Origin of the sequence: Desulfoferrobacter suflitae (assembly GCF_022603395.1) — a bacterium.
GTDB classification, from domain to species: Bacteria; Desulfobacterota; Syntrophobacteria; order Syntrophobacterales; family Syntrophobacteraceae; genus Desulfoferrobacter; species Desulfoferrobacter suflitae.
Genome location: NZ_JAIBKA010000001.1, coordinates 552,097 through 567,561, shown reverse-complemented (window position 1 = coordinate 567,561; position 15,465 = coordinate 552,097). Strand labels below are relative to the sequence as shown.

General features: G+C 54.0%; 15 protein-coding genes, 1 tRNA gene, 1 pseudogene and 1 riboswitch. Of the genes and pseudogenes, 14 read left to right on the top strand and 3 right to left on the bottom strand.

All coding sequences use genetic code 11. From position 1 onward, the window contains the following. Positions 1-164: 164 nt before the first annotated feature. Positions 165-353: pseudogene (locus K1V27_RS22710) on the top strand (DEAD/DEAH box helicase family protein); the annotation flags it as partial. A gap of 139 nt (positions 354-492) precedes the next feature. On the opposite strand, the gene K1V27_RS02670 reads toward K1V27_RS22710, so the two are convergent. Further along, positions 493-570: transfer RNA gene (locus tag K1V27_RS02670), tRNA-Pro, on the bottom strand. A 189-nt stretch (positions 571-759) separates the two neighbouring features. Continuing rightward, a riboswitch (cobalamin riboswitch) is annotated at positions 760-1,037 on the top strand. Positions 1,038-1,151: 114 nt separating this feature from the next. Between K1V27_RS02670 and K1V27_RS02665 the strand changes: the two genes are divergently transcribed. Then, positions 1,152-1,403: a hypothetical protein gene (locus tag K1V27_RS02665; RefSeq protein ID WP_258927971.1), complete on the top strand. Its 252-nt coding sequence runs from the start codon at positions 1,152-1,154 to the stop codon at positions 1,401-1,403. A 91-nt stretch (positions 1,404-1,494) separates the two neighbouring features. Then, on the top strand, positions 1,495-2,283 hold the full coding sequence (locus K1V27_RS02660; RefSeq protein WP_258927970.1) for a sirohydrochlorin cobaltochelatase: 789 nt from the start codon (positions 1,495-1,497) through the stop codon (positions 2,281-2,283). A gap of 119 nt (positions 2,284-2,402) precedes the next feature. Here the strand turns inward: K1V27_RS02660 and K1V27_RS02655 are convergent, their stop codons facing one another. Further along, a complete protein-coding gene (locus K1V27_RS02655) occupies positions 2,403-3,206 on the bottom strand; it encodes an epoxyqueuosine reductase (protein WP_258927969.1) in 804 nt (267 codons plus the stop codon). 352 nt (positions 3,207-3,558) lie between these two features. Here K1V27_RS02655 and K1V27_RS02650 point away from each other — a divergent pair, with 352 nt between their 5' ends. Then, entirely contained in the window at positions 3,559-3,939 is a 381-nt protein-coding gene (locus K1V27_RS02650) for a hypothetical protein (protein WP_258927968.1), read from the top strand. Positions 3,940-3,964: 25 nt separating this feature from the next. On the opposite strand, the gene K1V27_RS02645 is transcribed toward K1V27_RS02650, so the two are convergent. Continuing rightward, positions 3,965-5,014, bottom strand: coding sequence for a lysylphosphatidylglycerol synthase transmembrane domain-containing protein (locus tag K1V27_RS02645; protein WP_258927967.1), 1,050 nt, complete (start codon positions 5,012-5,014; stop codon positions 3,965-3,967). Between the two features lie 252 nt (positions 5,015-5,266). Between K1V27_RS02645 and K1V27_RS02640 the strand changes: the two genes are divergently transcribed. From K1V27_RS02640 to lpxA, 10 genes are all read left to right on the top strand, one after another. After that, entirely contained in the window at positions 5,267-5,782 is a 516-nt protein-coding gene (locus K1V27_RS02640; protein WP_258927966.1) for a hypothetical protein, read from the top strand. Between the two features lie 128 nt (positions 5,783-5,910). Then, entirely contained in the window at positions 5,911-6,075 is a 165-nt protein-coding gene (locus K1V27_RS02635) for a hypothetical protein (protein ID WP_258927965.1), read from the top strand. Between the two features lie 100 nt (positions 6,076-6,175). Beyond that, complete coding sequence (gene lysS / locus K1V27_RS02630) at positions 6,176-7,666, top strand: lysine--tRNA ligase (protein ID WP_258927964.1); 1,491 nt, start codon at positions 6,176-6,178, stop codon at positions 7,664-7,666. A gap of 6 nt (positions 7,667-7,672) precedes the next feature. Next, positions 7,673-8,914, top strand: coding sequence for a lipoprotein-releasing ABC transporter permease subunit (locus K1V27_RS02625; protein WP_258927963.1), 1,242 nt, complete (start codon positions 7,673-7,675; stop codon positions 8,912-8,914). Next, entirely contained in the window at positions 8,907-9,623 is a 717-nt protein-coding gene (locus K1V27_RS02620; protein WP_258927962.1) for an ABC transporter ATP-binding protein, read from the top strand. The genes K1V27_RS02625 and K1V27_RS02620 overlap by 8 nt, the downstream gene beginning before the upstream one ends. A gap of 205 nt (positions 9,624-9,828) precedes the next feature. Further along, a complete protein-coding gene (bamA, locus tag K1V27_RS02615) occupies positions 9,829-12,444 on the top strand; it encodes an outer membrane protein assembly factor BamA (protein ID WP_258927961.1) in 2,616 nt (871 codons plus the stop codon). Positions 12,445-12,462: 18 nt separating this feature from the next. After that, a complete protein-coding gene (locus K1V27_RS02610; protein ID WP_258927960.1) occupies positions 12,463-12,993 on the top strand; it encodes an OmpH/Skp family outer membrane protein in 531 nt (176 codons plus the stop codon). 15 nt (positions 12,994-13,008) lie between these two features. Next, a complete protein-coding gene (gene lpxD / locus K1V27_RS02605; protein ID WP_258927959.1) occupies positions 13,009-14,091 on the top strand; it encodes a UDP-3-O-(3-hydroxymyristoyl)glucosamine N-acyltransferase in 1,083 nt (360 codons plus the stop codon). A 77-nt stretch (positions 14,092-14,168) separates the two neighbouring features. Continuing rightward, complete coding sequence (gene fabZ / locus K1V27_RS02600) at positions 14,169-14,618, top strand: 3-hydroxyacyl-ACP dehydratase FabZ (protein WP_258927958.1); 450 nt, start codon at positions 14,169-14,171, stop codon at positions 14,616-14,618. A gap of 65 nt (positions 14,619-14,683) precedes the next feature. Beyond that, positions 14,684-15,460 (top strand): acyl-ACP--UDP-N-acetylglucosamine O-acyltransferase, encoded by a 777-nt coding sequence (gene lpxA, locus K1V27_RS02595; RefSeq protein ID WP_258927957.1) that lies wholly within the window; start codon positions 14,684-14,686, stop codon positions 15,458-15,460. Positions 15,461-15,465: the final 5 nt, after the last annotated feature.

Below are 15,465 nucleotides of genomic sequence, written 5' to 3'. Positions count from 1 at the left end.
GAACCGCCAATCATCTCGTGCTCTGAAGAAACAGAGGAGTACCTGTGCCTGCCAGGAGAGTGTGATGTTGATCTTGAGACCGTGCTTAGGGACGTTGAAGTGGGAATCAATGGATGGACAAAGCCTAAGCCGGAGGGCCTATCCTAGTCACCTTCACCGGGGCATTGGGGGAGGAGCAGGAAATCGCTGCGGAGGAGATGTCAAAGCATGACTGCGGGGTCCTCTCTGCCACCACGGCGTTTGGGAAGACAGTGGTTGCAGCCGGACTGATCGCCGAACGAAAAGTGAACACCCTCATTCTGACCCACCGGCAGCAACTTCTCTCCCAGTGGATGGCCCGATTGTCCCAATTTCTGAAAATCAACGAAGAACTACCTTCGATACCCAGGAAGCGAGGTCGGAGGCTGATGTTGAGCGTTATTGGCCGGATCGGCGCTGCAAAATACCATGCGAACGCTATCATCGATGTTGGAATCATGCGGTCTTTAATTCTGGTCGGGGCGAGAGGATTTGAACCTCCGACCCCCTGCTCCCAAGGCAGGTGCGCTGACCAGTCTGCGCTACGCCCCGACGGTGAAACCCGGTTTTCCTAACACAGGCGCACCGCAAAAGCAAGATCGAAGTGTCAGGGCAGATTCCGAGAAATCACGCTGGACGGTCGCCCTTCGTGCTTTTGCCTGTTTCGTTTTTGCGTGCCGGGAGAAACGCCTGTCGAAATGATTTGACAGTGCCTGGTCCGACTGCTAGACACCTGTGTAATCTGATAAGAAACGCTCAGGTGCTCATAAGCTTGATAGGGAATCCCGTGTGAATCGGGAGCGGTCCCGCCGCTGTGATCGGGGACGAAAGCCGCAAAGACCCACTGCGACAACGGAGGTCGAAAACCGGAAAGCAAAAGCCGGCCCAGGATGGACGGCAAAGTCGTCGGATCTGTGGCATGGGGCTTTGACATCGGTTATCCGGCATCTGATGGCGGGAAGGGGCGGTGAGTAGGTCGATCCGAGAGCCAGAATACCTGCCTGAGCGTGAGTGGAGGCGGTACGGGTTGATGCCGAGCCTTTGCTCAACGGGACCAAGTAAATTTGGGTGCAATCCCTGGAGCTCATCGTTCCAGGGATTTTTTTTTCCTATCACAAAGAAAGGAGCAATTCATGAAAAAGGGGATCATCCTCTATGTATCCGAAGGACGCGAGGACCTTAATGACTGGATGGATCTGACCATCACGAAGCAAGGTTTGAACGCCGATGAGCTCTGTCTGGCCACATCCGAAACGGAATTGGCGTATGGCTGGTGGTATATGGTCACCCGCGGAATGCAGCACATAGCCTGCATGAGAGCCAGTTATGACATGGCCGGAAACGTGGTCAAGGCCGAAGGGCGGCCATTCAGACTGTGTGGTTGAAGCGTGCCAAACAAGCGCCTTTGTGTTATTCACTATGCCGGGTATTTGGGTAGTCGAAGGAGCGATTTGCAGGGTCGGGAGAGAAGCGGTGATGAAGCAAGCCATACTGCTGGTTACTTTTGGTACGAGCGTTCCAGAAGCTCAGAGGGCCTTTGAACACATTGACGTTCAGACCAGGACGGCGTTTCCCGGCACAGAAATCCGCTGGGCATATACCTCGCCCACCATTCGAAAAAAGCTGTCCGGGCGAGGAATACCGATCGATTCCCCGGAAATCGCTCTGGCACGGCTTATGGACGAAGGCTACAGGCACGCGGCGGTGCTTTCGCTGCACACCATACCGGGCATTGAATTCCACAACCTTTGCCACAACGCAAAGCTGTTCGAACGGATGCACGGAGGATTGCAGCGCGTTGTGGTCGCCCGTCCCCTGCTATCTTCCCAGGAGGACATGGGGCGGGTGATCCAATGCTTGCTGCAGCGCATCCCGCAATCTCGCGGGCCGCAAGATGGCGTGCTTTTTATGGGGCACGGCAGCAGGAATCACCCTGCGGGCGCCTTGTACTCTGCAATGAACTACATCCTCCAGGACGTTTCCCCCAACACCTATGTCGCGACGGCACAAGGGCATCCGACCTTGAGTGATGTGCTGCCCAGGCTGGTGGGCAGGAATATCGGGAAGGTTTATCTGATGCCGTTCATGTCGGTAGCCGGTGAGCACGCCAGAAAAGACATGGCAGGAGAACAACGGGACAGCTGGAAGTCCGTGCTGTCGCGCCACGGCTTCGAATGCCGGACGATCCTCACAGGCACTGCGGAATACCCGGAGATAGTTGCCATCTGGCTGGACCATCTGCGGGAAGTGCTTGCGCAACTGTAGGAAATCGGTAGACGCATCAATCCACCCGGCCCCTCGGGAAAAATTGCGGCGGAGTCAAAGTTCACAGGGTGCAACCGGCCACGACAAGGGAACATGCCGGGAGTGTTCGAATCCCATCCTCATTGCCCCGGTACCTGCGGAATCTGATGGCTGCACGGCACCTGGCAGGCACATTTTCCGCAAACATCCACCAATGGCAGCTGGCTGTAGTGAGCATCATTTTTGAGACATTGCCGGTAACAGGCCTGCCGGTTGTAGCGTGTTTTGTAAAGAGCGCCGTAGCGGCACTTGGAAACACATGCCAGGCAGCGCCGGCCGGCCTTGTGCAGACACCATTCGCTGGCGGGGCGCGGAGTGGCCTCGATGGGCATGGTGGTTACGAGACTTCCCAGGCGACCGCAGCAACCGGAGGCAGTGATGAGCAAATGGTTGTGGCCGAAAGTGCCCAGCCCCGCAACGTATGCCAGGTGCTTGTGCGACCAGAGGCTGACGAGCTTCTGCTGGTCGAAGTTGTGCGTTGCAGGGGTCACCGCGGCCTGCTGCCCCTGGTCTCGCAAGCGGTCCTGCAGGTGCTCGTTGATGGCGCCGATCAGCTGATTGGTGGTGATGTAGGCGTGCGCCCAACTTTGGGCGGCAAAGGTGCCGTGCTCGTCGTTTTCTTCTGCCAGCCAGCGTTGAAAGGGCAGAAAGAATACGATGATCGACCTGGCCCCCTGCAGGATTTCATCGGGCATTGCGTGTTTGGGGTCCACCACGCGTTTCAATTCGCCGAGCAGGGGGTCTTCAGCCGAGGCCACGCCAACCAGCGGAGATCGCCAGTAATCGGGCGTCTCGTGAGATTGTCTCCAATCGACAGCAAATTTTTCTATCAGGTTGCGCAACCAGGCGACAGAGTTGTGTGACGTATCTCCAATTTCCTGCATGTGATCCACTCCGTTGGATGAGCTTTGAGATGGGCTTCATTATCTGGGCATCTAAACATAGCCGCAGCACCCTTGAGGGTCAAGAATAGTGCGTGGCGGTCCCGGAATTGCGGTATGCAGGGACGGGCTTGCACCGTGTCCGACTGGAATCAAAGGCGTGGCAGTTGCCGAACCTCGTTTCTTTTTGCTATCATCGCCTTGCCCATGGCGGCACCGATGAATGCCCGGCGCACGCTTAAGGGCTGCAGTCCCGGCGAAAGCCCCAGTTGTTAACCGCTGACATTCGAGTCACAGTTGCACTATGCTCAATGAAACCTTGTATCAAAAACGGGCCAGGCGGTGGGACCGCTGGGTGACCATAATCATCGTTTTGTTGTTGCTCATTCCGATCCCCTTTGCGCGCTTTGAATCCTGGCCCACGGGCGGAACCATCCTGGTGCGCCCGGTGATGCCGTGGAGTCGATTCCATTTCTGCTATACCAGCTTTCCCGGAGGCGTTCCCATCGAGGAGGCTTACCATTTTACCTGGCGGGGTCAGATTCTTCCGGCTAACAGGCACAGTCCCATGCTGCTCTCCATCACGTCCGCCGAATCACCTCTGCTGAAATGGCAGAACAATCCTGAGCTTGCGTTGGAGAAGGTCTTCCAGGACGGTGATTTTGTGCAAGTTGACACCTTCTGGCAGCCGCTTCTGCTGTGGCCGTTCAGCATGCTGACCAGCAAATTGACTTAATGGAAATCCGCGAGGAGCCGGAAACTCACGGCCCCTCGGACTTGGTCGCCATGCGGACGGACTCTTGCCTGTCCGGGAAAAATCGCTTGTAGTAGAAAAGGCTGATGATGATCGGCAGCACGTAGTAGGCAAACCGGTATATCAAGGTGGCCATCAGGGCACGATCATAATCCAGTCCCATCAGGTAGAAGGAGCCTGCCATAGATCCTTCCATGATGCCGATGGAAGCCGGGGTCAGGGAGAACAGAGTGGCAAAGATGCCCACGGAAAACCCGACCAGCAGGGAACTGTTATCAATGGGATAATGCGCCGCCAGGAAAGAGCATTTGAGGCACAGGAACATGAGCAGCCAATCCATGAGCGCATAACCGGCGGGTACAGCCAGGTTTCGAGCATTCTTGATCAACATGTTCATGCTGTCATTGAAGTTTTCAAAAAATCCTGCGGCGCGGTCTCGCTGCAGCCAACGGGGGTGAAGAAATTTTTGCGGTACAGCCAGACTGAGCCGCATCATCCATTGCCAAAGCTGCTTTCTGAACGCTTCATGCACCAGGATTTGGACGGTCAGCCAGGTGAGGATAAAGGCAACCAGCAGGACGACTATGCCAAACTCCATTTGGCGGGTATCCATCTTGTAATTGCTGTAAAGGAAGAAAAAGCCGAGATAAATGAAAACGACAGCGACCGTATTGGTGAGAAACCCGTGTACCATGGAAATGGAGAGAGTGTTGCTGGGGGGAATTTTTTCGCGCGAGAGCAGGTAAACTTTGGCTGCAACTCCGCTCAGCCCTCCCAGGGCCATCAAATAGTTCATGGTGCAGGAGAGCAGCGCAATCTGAAAGGTAACGTAAAAGGGCAGCATACGCCCCATATTTTTCAGCAGGCGGTGCAGCACGGCGGCAATGCAGGAGTAGCTCAGCGCGCTGGTCACCAGCGCCATGAAACCCCAAAACAGGTCAATATCCTGAAATTCTGTGATGAGCTTCTTTAAATCAGCCTGCTTGATCGTGTAGTACAGTATGAACAGGCCAATGAATGCGGCAAACCAGAAGCGTTTCCTGGTTATTCCAGCCATCAACTTTCTGTCTCCTTGTGCGGCGAGAGGGGCCGGCCGTCTGCCCGTTGATGTGCTTGCGAGCGAAGGTTGAAAAATAGCAGAAGTGGGCCGTATTGAAAAGGATATAAGGCGGTGGGGCGCCTGCCAGGGTTTATCAAGTGTTATGTGGCGGCTTGCTCCATCATGCAAAGAGCATTAAGATAGCGGGTTGTGGATGGAGAATATTCCATCAATTTGATGCGCTGCGCCAATACCGGCTAAGGAGGAAGCATGCGACTCAACCTATTGCTGATCATGATATTGCCGATCATGGCGGCTTTGGTGCCGACAGGCGATATCCCCGTTTCCGCAGCGGAAAAATCCCCCGAGACGGTTTCCCTCGAAGCAAGCTCGCCGGCTCAAGATCCTGCAGTGCAGGAAGAGGGCATGATGGGTCTGGAAAACTTGCTGGGTGAGATTGTGGTGCCTCAAAACGCTGCGGGAATGTTCAACAATCTCTACTCCCGTCATAAGACCGAACTCTACCGGATTCTCAACAACAATCCTTACATGATCTGGCAAACCCTGCTACTCGTTGCCGATTCCATGCCCGCATTGCGGTCCATGGCCGGTGGTAAGCTCAGTTTGGATGGAGCCACCTACTCAAGGGCTGACACTCTTTACCATGAATATCTACGACTCGCATCCCCCGAACTGGCGGCCGATCTGCAGAAAGCCAGAGGGTACGTCGATGGGAGGACTGAACAGACAGATTCCGGCAGCGTCGTCATCGATTTAACGGATTAGTGCTGGCTTTCTCAATAGCTATCGGATAAGAAATTGTTTTCATTCTGGCTTCTGACCTCTGACCTCTGGCTTCCGGCTTCCGGCTTCCGGCCTCTGTGGGGTCACGGAATTGAACAGGAAAAAACTCGATGGAACGTAAAACATTATGGATCAGTTTAGTCGGCGGCTGTTTTGTATTGGCACTCGGATTGAAGAAGCTCTTCCAGGAGGGAGACTGGATCCTCTTCATTCTCGGCCTGTTGATTATAGCGTTTAGTTCCTCCAGCTTACTGAAAGCAAAGCAGAAAAAATGATCCGGGAATGTCCTTGACGTTATCAGGCAAATCAACTAATTTCCCCCGATTCAACAGGCAATGCGGTGCATTACGAAATGCGGGAAAGGAAGCGAGGCGAATGGAAGATCTCAACGTGATTATGCGGGAGCGGATGGAAAAAGCTGAGCAGATGGAGGCGGCGGGTATTGCAATTTATCCCAATGGTTATCCGGTTCCCGATCACATCCAGGACCTCATCGAAAAGTTTGGCAACAGGACCAAGGAAGAGCTGGAAGCCGATCCCCAGGTGTTTACCATTGCGGGGCGCGTTCTGGCTGTGCGTTCTTTTGGCAAGTCCATTTTCATGCACATTCTCGATGGTGGTGCCAGGGTACAGATCTACATTCAGCAAAATCAGGTGGGCAAGGAATCCTATGGTCTGGCGAAAAAAATTGATATTGGCGACATAATTCGGGTAACGGGCACTCTTTTCCGCACCAAGACCCAGGAATTGACCCTTCTGGTGAAGGAATTGCTGCTTCTCACCAAGAACCTTCGCCCTCTGCCCGAAAAGTACCATGGCCTGAAAGATGTCGAGACACGTTACAGGCAGCGCTATGTGGATTTGATTGTGCACGAGTCGGTGCGCGAGATATTTCGCAAGCGCGCCAGAATCATACAGACGATTCGTCGGTTTCTCAACGACCGGGGCTATCTCGAGGTGGAAACCCCCATGATGCAGCCCATTCCGGGTGGAGCTACGGCAAAGCCTTTTAAGACGTTTCACAATGCGCTGGGAATGGATCTGTATTTGCGCATAGCCCCTGAGCTTTATCTCAAGCGATTGCTGGTGGGAGGGTTCGAGCGGGTGTTTGAGCTCAACCGAAACTTCCGCAACGAGGGTGTTTCCACCCAACACAACCCCGAATTCACCATGCTGGAATTTTATGAGGCCTATGCCACCTATCAGGATCTGATGGAGTTGACCGAGCAGCTGTTCAGCGCCATCGCCGCGGCTGTCAACGGGGGATCACTGCAGGTGGAATATCAGGGAAATAGGATTGATTTGACCCCCCCGTGGCGGCGTTTTCGCTTGAAGGAGGCTCTGGTTGCCGTCGGAGATGTTCCCGGCCCGGTCATTGACGATGTTGGAGCTGCTGGGGATTATGCGCGTTCCATAGGCATTCAAACGGAACGTTACGAAGGGCACGGCAAACTGCTGACCAAGATTTTCGATCAGGTGGTGGAGCCTAAGCTCATTCAGCCTACCTTTGTCAGCCATTATCCGCTGGAGGTTTCGCCGCTGTCGCGTCGCAACGAAGCCGACCCGACACTCACCGATCGGTTTGAGCTCTTCATTGGCGGGCGGGAAATGGCCAATGCCTTTTCCGAGTTGAACGACGCCCGTGATCAGAGGGAGCGCTTCATGCTGCAGTTGCAGGCGCGCCAGGCCGGTGACGAGGAAGCTCATCTCATGGATGACGACTACCTGAGGGCGTTGGAGTACGGCATGCCGCCGGCGGCCGGCGAGGGCATTGGAATCGATCGTTTGGTCATGCTGTTCACCGATTCGGCATCGATTCGCGATGTGATTCTTTTTCCTCACCTTCGGCCCGAAAAGAAAACATAAGATCTTATGAATTTTGAATTTTTCGTCAGTCTCCGTTATTTGCTGGCAAAGCGTCGACAGACGTTCATTTCTCTAATCACCTTCATATCCATAGCCGGGGTGGCGGTCGGGGTGACCGCCCTGATCGTGGTCCTGGCGGTCATGAACGGATTTCAAAGGGACTTGCGGGACCGCATTCTGGGGATCACTTCCCACATTGTTGTGGGCCGTTTTGATGCGACCATTGCCGATTATCCCAAAGTCATCGACGAGATAAAGCAGGAGCCGGGAGTTACCGGAGCTTCCCCCTATGTGTACACACAGGTCATGCTCAGTTCGGGCCGGGGAGTTTCAGGTGCTTTGCTGCGTGGAATCGACCCCGGCACCGCAGGCGAAGTGGTCAATATTCAAAAGGACATGATACGCGGCAACCTCACCGACCTGGAAGAGCCATCGGACATCTCAGCGGAGGAGAGCTCCCCCGGGATCATTCTGGGTGTTGAGCTGGCTAATAACCTGGGGATTCATCAAAGAGACTGGGTGACGGTCATTTCCCCCACGGGCCGTCTGACTCCCATCGGGCAGACTCCCAAGAGCAGATTGTTTCAAGTGGTCGGCATTTTTCAATCGGGCATGTTTGAATACGACAACACCCTTGCCTACATCAGTCTGAAAGCGGCCCAGCAGTTCCTGGGCATAGGCGATGTGGTGTCCGGCGTCGAAGTGCGCGTGACGGACATCTATGCTGCTCAAACCATTGCCAAGAGGCTTCGCGCGCGCCTCGGTCCATCCATCTGGGTGCGGGATTGGATGCAGATGAACAGGAACCTGTTTTCCGCTCTGAAGCTGGAAAAGGTGGTCATGTTCATCATCCTGACCCTGATTGTGCTCGTGGCGGCATTCAATATAGTGAGCTCCCTGATCATGCTGGTCATGGAGAAAACCCGCGATATCGCGATCCTTAAAGCCATGGGCGCCACCACGGCGAGCATACGCAAAATATTTGTGTTGGAAGGCATCATGATTGGAGTGTCGGGCACCATTCTTGGCTTAATAGGCGGGTTCGGTCTGTGTGCTGTGCTCAAGAAATACCGCTTCATTGAGCTTCCCAGAGACGTCTATTATATATCCACTCTGCCGGTTCACCTGGAAGGTTTCGATGTCGCCGTGATTGCTTTTTCGGCGATCGCCATCAGTCTCATTGCAACCCTTTACCCATCCAGGCAGGCGGCCAAACTGGAACCGGCAGAAGCGCTGCGCTATGAATAATCCTCGCCAGGCGGTAGAAGTTCATGCCATGGGATTGACCAAGGTGTTTGGCAGCGGGGTCCGCTCGATCGAGCTTTTCCGGGATCTTGACCTGGTGATACGAAGCGGTGACAGAGTGGCTATCGTGGGTGCCTCTGGAGCGGGCAAATCGACACTGTTGCACATTCTCGGGACCTTGGAAAAGCCGACCGGAGGGAAAGTCCTGTACGGTGGTCAGGATGTTTTTTTGTGGGACGAAAAACGGCTGGCAAAATTTCGCAACCATCACATTGGCTTTGTTTTTCAGTTTCATTATCTGCTGCCCGAATTTGACGCCCTGGAAAATGTCATGATGCCCGGCTTGATAGCGGGGCGAGGCAAAAAGGATGTGGAAGCCCAGGCGGTTTATCTGCTCGACAAATTGGGATTGATGGATCGACTGCATCACCGCATCGGGGAGATGTCGGGGGGCGAGCAGCAGCGGGTGGCTGTGGCGAGGGCTTTGTTGCTGCGCCCCAAACTGTTTCTGGCCGATGAACCGAGCGGCAATCTGGATACGAGAACCGGACGAACCCTGCACGAACTGCTGGTGGAACTCAACCAGGAGTTGGGGCTGACGATGGTGATTGTCACCCACAACCTGGAGCTGGCATCCATGATGCACCGCACGCTGCGCCTGGTAGACGGGCATCTCAAAGAGGAGTTGGGGGAAAATGCGAAGAGTGCCTGATGCCTTCCGGGACTCTCTAAATCTGCTTGGGTTGAACGAGTGAAAGTGCTATAGTCTAAATCCTTTTGCAGCCCTTCAGGAGTGGGATTTTCGTTTGCGCCGCCAAGGGTTGGCAACAAGGCAACCATTTGTTTTTAACCCGTATAGGTCAAGCAAGTTGAGTCAACCATTTCGCGCAAAACAGCAGAGCTCATGGGGGGGACGGATGCGCAAGTCAGCGATCCTGGTAAGCTTGATGTTGTGTTTGAACATGGCAGCCTGGGCCCAGAGTGAAGCGCCGAAAGTGGTGGTGACGTCATTTACGGTGCGCAGCGCTCAGGATTTGCCCGATGTTCGCAAGACACTTCGAGAAGTCATGGTCCGCCAGCTTTCGGAACTTGGCCTGCAGGCTGTTGAATCCACTGAAGTGGTGAACAGCGAAGGCCAGGCTCGTGCGGTCGCGCGAGGGTTGAATGCCGATTATGCGCTGTATGGAAGCTTCAACAAGATCGGCAACAGCATCAGCATCGATGCCAAGCTGGTGCATACGCCCGGTCAGAAGAAGACGCAAGTGCTTTTCGGGCAGGAAAGCGGCATGGAAAATCTCGTCAAGGCTGCCGACACCGTCAGCAAGGACGTCGCCGTGTTTTTGCTGGCCAAGGCTGTGATCGCCGATATCCAGGTCAAAGGGAACGAAAGGATCGAATCGGCCGCCATCCAGTTGAATGTGAAAAGCAAAGTCGGTGAGATTCTGAGTCCCGAGCAGGTGAGGGAGGACATTCGGTCTATCTACAAGATGGGCTATTTTGAGAAGGTGGAGGCCGAGGTGACCGACACCTCCAAGGGCAAGCTGCTGACCTTTGTGGTACGGGAAAACCCCACCATTCAAGAAGTGAACATCAAGGGCAACAAGAAAGTCAAAGAGAAGGACATCCTGGCAGCAATCGCCACCAAGCCCTATACCGTTTTGGAAAAAAATGTCATCAACGAAGATGTGCAGAAAATACTCAAGCTTTACCAGCAGAAGGGCTACTATAACGCGCAGGTGGCCACCGATATCACCTACCCGCGCGACCCCAGAAACGCCGTCGTCACCTTCAACATCGAAGAAAAGGGAAGAATCGATATCGAGGAGATTTCTTTTACCGGAAATGAACACTTTTCCGACCGGAAGCTGCGCGGGGTGATGCAGACCAAGCAAAAAAGCATGTGGCTCTCCTGGTTCACCGATCGTGGAATCCTGCAAAAGGACATATTAGACACCGATGTCGACCGCCTGACTGTGTACTATCATGACCGCGGCTTTATGGACGCCAAGGTCGGTACGCCTGACGTGTCTTTTCGCGAAGACGGCATCTATATCGAAATTCCCGTTCAGGAAGGGGAACGCTACCGGGTTAAGGATGTGAATATAACCGGCGGCTCGGCGGAAGACAATGAGCAACTGCAGGAGAAGCTGAAAGTCAAAGAGGAGGATTATTTCAGCCGGGAAAAGCTGCGCGAAGACGTGCAAGAGATCAGCAAGGCCTACATGAACCAGGGGTATGCCTACGTCGAGGTCAATCCGGACGTCAAGCAGGATCAGGCGGCCCATACCACCAATATCGTCTACCAGGTGGATCGAGGCAATGAAGTTCATATCGGAACGATCACCATCTCCGGCAATACCAAGACGCGCGACAAGGTCATTCGTAGAGAGATCGATCTGGCAGAGGGCGAGAAATTCAGCGCCGACAAACTGGAAAAAAGCATGACCGATCTGCGCAAGCTGGACTTTTTCGAGAATGTGGAAATAGTGCCTACCGAGGGGGCCTCGCCCGAGGTCATGAACCTTGACGTGAAGGTCAAGGAGAAGTTTACCGGATCGGTGAGCGTCGGTGGAGGTTACTCTTCCGATGACGGTCTGTTTGTTACGGGTGAAGTGGTGCAGCGCAATCTGTTCGGAAAAGGACAATATCTGGGGGTTAAGGGTTACCTTGGCCAGTCGGCCCAGCGCTATGTGCTCAGCTTCACGGAACCGTGGTTGTTCGATAAGCCCATTAATGCGGGCTTCGATGTTTACAACTGGGTCAGGGACTACCCCGATTTTACCAAGGATTCGGTTGGCATGCGGTTGCGCTCCGGTTATGCGTTCGGCAACTGGAGTATGATAAGCGGCTATTATACGTTTGAAAACGCAAAGATATCCAATGTGGCCGACGATGCATCGTCGATTCTCAAATCCCAGGAAGGGCGGACCAATCTCAGCGCCGTTACGGGAATATTGGAAAGGGACAGTACCGATCATCCATTTCTGCCCACCAAAGGTTCCATTAATGTCGTCTCGCTGCAGTATGCGTCTCCCTATATGGGAAGTGACAGCGATTTTCTCAAATCCGAGTTGGAATCAGGCTGGTTTTTCCCGCTGTACTGGAAGCTGGTAGGTTTTGTCAAAGGGTCGGCCGGCTGGATAACCGAGAGCTCCAGTGATCCGGCGCCCATCTACGAACGATTCTTTCTTGGCGGTATCAATACCCTGCGAGCCTTTAACTGGGGTGAAGTCGGGCCGCAGGATGAAAACGGAGAGTACATCGGCGGAACGACGTATAGCCTGGCCAATGTGGAATTGTTATTCCCTCTGCTGGAAAAAATGGGAATGCGTGGCGTGTTATTCTTTGATGCCGGTAATGCCTACCTTGGCAGTAATCCTTTTAAGTTTGAAGATTATCGCTATGATGCAGGGGCGGGGGTGCGCTGGAATTCGCCGCTTGGGCCTCTTCGAGTAGAATGGGCCTACAACCTGGATCGCCGCGAAGGTGAGAGCAGCAACAAGTTTCAGTTCTCGGCAGGAGCATTTTTCTAAGGAGAAAATAGAATGCAAATGAAAAAGTTGTTTTGTGGCAGTGTACTGACAGCCATCTTCATGATCGTGTCGGGAAGTCCTGGCTGGGCGGCTTCGCCCAAAATTGGATATTTTGACATTCAGACGGTTCTTGCCAAGTCCACCTGGGGTCAGCGGGCGAAAAAGGAATTTGAACAGAAGCAGGCAAGAATAAAAGGCGAGATGGAAAGCAAGGCCAATCAATTCAAGAAGCTGCGGGAGGAATACGAGAAAAAGGCCTCCATGCTGGATGAGGCAGCCAGGACCAAGAAAGCAAAAGAACTGCTGGAAAAACAGCAGGAAGGCGAAAAGGCCCTGATGGAATCCAATGCCGAATTGAACAAACTGTCCAATGATCTCACGGGTCCTATCGTTGATAAGATCCTGCAGATCGTCATCGATATCGGCAAAAAGGAGAAGTATGATTTTGTATTTGAGGTTGGGAAAGGGGGCATCGTCTATGCTAAAGACGAGTACAATCTGACGGAGAGAGTGGTCAACGAACTGAATAAAGTCACCCCCCGGAAGTGATTGCGGCAAGCAAGCATGGCAGAGCGAATGGGAGTTTTGGGGCGATCGATCACCCTGGGTGAGATTGCAGAGCGACTGGGGGCCGTTCTGAGCGGTGACCCTGAAACTCTTATTGACGGAATTGCGTCACTGGAGGATGCCGGGCCGAGCCAGCTGAGTTTTTTGACTCATGCCCGCCATGCTCCAAGTCTGGCTGATTGTAAGGCGGCCGCATTGATCGTCCCTCCTGCGTTCAAGGATTTGAAATTTCCTCTGCTTGTCTGTGAACAGCCTTACCTGGCCATGGCCAAGACTGCTCAGCTGTTTGTCAAGCCGCCCTGCACCCTCAGCGGCGTTCATCCGACAGCGCACCTGGCCGAAGGGGTCCAACTGGAGCAGGATGTGTCGATAGGCGCCCTGGTCCACATTGGAGCAGACAGCTCCATAGGCAGCGGGTCCTGTATTATGGGGCATGTGTACCTGGGGGCGGGTGTGCGCCTGGGAAAAGATTGCCTGATCTACCCGGGAGTCACCATTTTGGACGGCTGCCAAATCGGAAGCCGGGTGATCATTCACAGCGGAACCGTCATAGGCAGTGATGGCTTCGGTTACGCCCAGGATGAGCGTGGCCGGCATGTTAAAATACCTCAGGCTGGCATTGTACAAATTGATGACGACGTGGAGATCGGTGCAAACTGTACGATCGATCGAGCAACCTTCGGAAAAACCAGGATTGGTTGCGGCTGCAAAATCGATAACCTCGTGCAGATCGGACACAACGTGGTTGTGGGCGAACATTCGATCTTGGTTTCTCAGGTGGGAATTTCCGGCAGTACACGTATCGGACGGCACGTGGTGCTGGCCGGCCAGGTGGGTGTGGTCGGACATATCAGTATCGGTGACGGGGTCCGTGTCGGCGCCAAGTCAGGGGTGTCCAATTCGGTGCAGGCGGCACAGGATGTGAGCGGAATACCGGCCGTGCCGCACAAGGAATGGCTTAGGAACAGCGCCCATATTCGGCGCCTCGCCTATTATAGGGAAGAGCTGCGGCAGTTGAAAATGAAAGTTCAGGAGTTTGAGCGGTTGTTGCACACGAGTACGGACTCCAGCGACCCGTAAACGGGTGCTGATCACACGTGTGACAGGAGAGGCTGCTCCGGTAAGGGGACAGCCGAACAAGTGGGCAAGAGGGAGTTATGGCCAAGGATATTTTGGAAATTTTGAAGATTCTACCGCATCGTTATCCGTTCCTCCTGGTGGACCGAATTACCGAGTTGACAGCGAACAGGGTTGTGGGGCTGAAGAATGTGAGCATCAATGAGCCGTTTTTCCAGGGACATTTCCCGGGCAATCCCGTTATGCCTGGTGTCATGATTGTCGAGGCCCTTGCTCAGGTGGGGGGGATTTTGGCCTTCTCGCTGTTGCCGGAGCCGAAAAACAATTCTGTTTACCTGATGGGACTCGACAAAGTGCGGTTCCGCAAGCCGGTACGACCTGGCGACCAACTGCTGCTGAAACTGGAAGTGATGAAACAGAGGGGGCCGGTTTTTAAGATGCGCGGCGAGGCGTTTGTCGATAATCAACTGGTTGCCGAGGCGGAGCTGATGGCGACCGTGGATTCCAGCAAACCGGAGGTGGAAGCTTGATGATTCTCATGGCCGGAGCGGAGTCCCGATAGTTTTTTGAAGAATGGCAGGAGACCTTAAATTTCATGGAGATTCATCCCACCGCGATTGTGGCGTCCGACGCGCAACTGGCAGAAGATGTCATTATCCGCCCTTACAGCATTATCGGCCCACATGTCAAGATCGGTTCGGGGACCGTAGTGGGGCCCCATGCCATCATTGACGGCCGCACTACTATTGGTGAGCGCAATCAAATCTATCCCTTCACCACCCTCGGTTATCCGCCCCAGGATTTGAGTTACAAAGACGAGGAAACGGAACTGATCATCGGAGACGAAAATATTATCCGCGAAAATGCCACCATCCATCGCGGCACAGTTCGCGGAGGGGGAGTCACCATTCTGGGCGAGCGCAACTTTGTCATGGCCTATGCTCATGTGGCGCACGATTGCAAGATCGGCAACTATGTCATTCTGGCCAATGCAGCAACTCTCGCCGGGCATGTACGAATCGATGATCATGCGGTCATTGGTGGGTTGGTGGCTATTCACCAGTTTATTCGCATCGGGACGCATGCGTTTATCGGGGGCAAATCCGGCCTCAGAATGGACATGCCACCCTACATGCTGGCTTTCGGCGCTCCGGCCAAACTGTATGGGCCAAACCTGGTAGGCCTCAAGCGCAAGGGGTTTTCCAATGAAGCAATCCAGGCGTTGAAAAAATGTTATCGGATACTGTTCCGCTCAGGTTTGACGCTGGACGAAGCCATCATAAAGGCTCGCCAAGAGGTGGAACCATTGGCGGAGGTGGTGAATCTCCTGCACTTTGTAGCAGATCGCTCCAGGCGCGGCATCACGAGGTAGATGTC

Coding starts and splice junctions, on each gene's coding strand:
- K1V27_RS02665 (WP_258927971.1), top strand. CDS start 1,152: ATGAAAAAGGGGATCATCCTCTATGTATCCGAAGGACGCGAGGACCTT.
- K1V27_RS02660 (WP_258927970.1), top strand. CDS start 1,495: ATGAAGCAAGCCATACTGCTGGTTACTTTTGGTACGAGCGTTCCAGAA.
- K1V27_RS02655 (WP_258927969.1), bottom strand. CDS start 3,206: ATGCAGGAAATTGGAGATACGTCACACAACTCTGTCGCCTGGTTGCGC.
- K1V27_RS02645 (WP_258927967.1), bottom strand. CDS start 5,014: ATGGCTGGAATAACCAGGAAACGCTTCTGGTTTGCCGCATTCATTGGC.
- K1V27_RS02640 (WP_258927966.1), top strand. CDS start 5,267: ATGCGACTCAACCTATTGCTGATCATGATATTGCCGATCATGGCGGCT.
- K1V27_RS02635 (WP_258927965.1), top strand. CDS start 5,911: ATGGAACGTAAAACATTATGGATCAGTTTAGTCGGCGGCTGTTTTGTA.
- lysS (WP_258927964.1), top strand. CDS start 6,176: ATGGAAGATCTCAACGTGATTATGCGGGAGCGGATGGAAAAAGCTGAG.
- K1V27_RS02625 (WP_258927963.1), top strand. CDS start 7,673: ATGAATTTTGAATTTTTCGTCAGTCTCCGTTATTTGCTGGCAAAGCGT.
- K1V27_RS02620 (WP_258927962.1), top strand. CDS start 8,907: ATGAATAATCCTCGCCAGGCGGTAGAAGTTCATGCCATGGGATTGACC.
- bamA (WP_258927961.1), top strand. CDS start 9,829: ATGCGCAAGTCAGCGATCCTGGTAAGCTTGATGTTGTGTTTGAACATG.
- K1V27_RS02610 (WP_258927960.1), top strand. CDS start 12,463: ATGAAAAAGTTGTTTTGTGGCAGTGTACTGACAGCCATCTTCATGATC.
- lpxD (WP_258927959.1), top strand. CDS start 13,009: ATGGCAGAGCGAATGGGAGTTTTGGGGCGATCGATCACCCTGGGTGAG.
- fabZ (WP_258927958.1), top strand. CDS start 14,169: ATGGCCAAGGATATTTTGGAAATTTTGAAGATTCTACCGCATCGTTAT.
- lpxA (WP_258927957.1), top strand. CDS start 14,684: ATGGAGATTCATCCCACCGCGATTGTGGCGTCCGACGCGCAACTGGCA.